We start from the raw sequence: 1,952 nt of genomic DNA, 5'->3' as shown, positions 1-1,952 counted from the left end.
CGCCGGCTCGAAATCGGTTTGTCATTCTGACAAATAACCCTTCGGGAAATAAAAAAAACGGCTCCATAAAGAGGAACCGTTTTGCTTCAAAAATCACGTTTTGTGTTATACTGGAGAAACGAAATTGTGTTTTCAAAATTGTCATTTTCGACATGATAACTTTTCTCGTAGTGTGGTTTTGCCGAACCCACTACTTTTTTTATGTCTCCGAACTTCATTTCTTCCCGTTCCGGCTTAACAATCCCTTTTGATTTTCGATACATATTCATTCCGGAAGGATACATGTGCAGCCGTCCGCCTTTTAAAAATTTCTTTTCCCGACCTTCTACGATCTTTGTTTGCACCTCACAGCCCTCTGAAGCCACTTTTAAGGCTGTTTCCCTGTCTTGGACATCTTCTAGGTCTATATCAGTCAAATAAGCGCTCAAATAGGCTCCTATGTTGTCTATATCCTTTAATGACTTGATTGTTACAAATCCTAAACCCCATAGACTCCTTAATTCAGCATTTTTAATATAAATCTTATCCAAATCATTAAAGCGCATTAAAACATGACAATGCCAGGCTCCACGTCCTTGTGGCTCTACCACCGATAAATAATCTATCGAACTTTCTTTCTTGTATTTATAACGCAACCTGTCGATAAAATTTTGAAAATCACTATAAAGTTTTTTCGTGTCCGTCATATTTTTCTTGTATGTCAAAGTTATATGTAATTCATTTGGCCGTCCTATAAAATTGTTATTTATCAAATAACGCAGCTTCTTAAAGGTTTGTCTCAAAGAATTATAATTTTCCTGCCGATTTTCCGAATGCTCGAACTCCCGGATCTCCCCAGTAGAGAGGTCTACAAACCTATCCTTGTCCAATTTTTTGATATTATTTTTCCGGTTCATCTTCTCCATATGCTGAACTTCAATGACGTGATTCATAGTGGTCACTTTTACAACATCATTTGGAGCTATGAAAACCGCGTCACCATTGCGTTTATCCATCCATTTCCCCTCAATTTTTCCTGTAATGTTTAATTAAAATCAAGTTAATAATAAAGAACCCCAAATCCGAAGTCAGTTTTTCAACAAAAATTAGCGTCCTTTTCCCAAATAGTCCCTATACAATTCCTTAATAGCAAACTCAATTACAGCATCTTTTGAAACTCTTCCAAATTCATTGTGTTTTGTAAAATGTTCGGCTAATAACTCTAGCTTTTTAAATGTTTCAACAGTAATTCGAGGTCCAATTTGTTTTTTCTCTTCCATCCAAACACACTCCTAACAAGTTGTTAACATAATTCTAACATTGGAAATAATAGAATTCAAGAACAGAAAAAAGAAGCACACTCGGAATGATATTTCGTTTCCTTTTGATTCCGAGCCTCCACCCCTTACAATCCCCAAAGGCAACCGACAAGGGAAAATTCGTCCCTTATCGGCACCTCCGGAAATTGTACAGCAAGGGGTCACTCCCAATAAAAAGACTACGACATATAAAACAGGTTTAGCTTCAGAGAAAAAGAGCATAAGGAAACTCGGTGCCACCCTAAAAAAAAGGGTGTCAAACAGGCTGTGCCTGTTGAGTTTCTATGCTCTTAGAACAGGTGCCGTTTTTGAAGCCAAAGATATAGCATAGATACCCCATAGATATAGCAGGGATATACCAAAATATCTCTAGAGATACGGGTATCTATGCTATATCTCTCTACAAGATTCCTCCACACGCTTGACGGAAATGCTTCAGCATTTTAGCACTCACTCGACAGAGTGTATAAGTGCGCCATTCGGAATTTCAAAGCTTCAAATTTCACAGAGAGTGCCCATTTATACACACCCCCTAAATCGTGGTGTGACAATGGGTTCTCGCCGGCTCGAAATCGGTTTGTCATTCTGACAAATAACCCTTCGGGAAATAAAAAAAACGGCTCCATAAAGAGGAACCGTTTTGCTTCAAAAATC

2 protein-coding genes are annotated in these 1,952 nt (G+C 38.1%); both read right to left on the bottom strand.

What is annotated here, in order from left to right; all coding sequences use genetic code 11:
* Positions 1-86: 86 nt before the first annotated feature.
* Entirely contained in the window at positions 87-995 is a 909-nt protein-coding gene (locus ACFU0Y_RS18020; RefSeq protein ID WP_375839305.1) for a hypothetical protein, read from the bottom strand.
* A 90-nt stretch (positions 996-1,085) separates the two neighbouring features.
* Positions 1,086-1,259, bottom strand: a complete 174-nt coding sequence (locus ACFU0Y_RS18015) for a hypothetical protein (RefSeq protein WP_375839303.1) — start codon at positions 1,257-1,259, stop codon at positions 1,086-1,088.
* Positions 1,260-1,952 lie beyond the last annotated feature (693 nt).

It is taken from the genome of Kocuria sp. NPDC057446 (assembly GCF_042802875.1).
GTDB lineage: Bacteria > Actinomycetota > Actinomycetes > Actinomycetales > Micrococcaceae > Kocuria.
The sequence above is the reverse complement of the archived record's forward strand: the minus strand, read 5'-3'. Positions and strand labels throughout refer to the sequence as shown.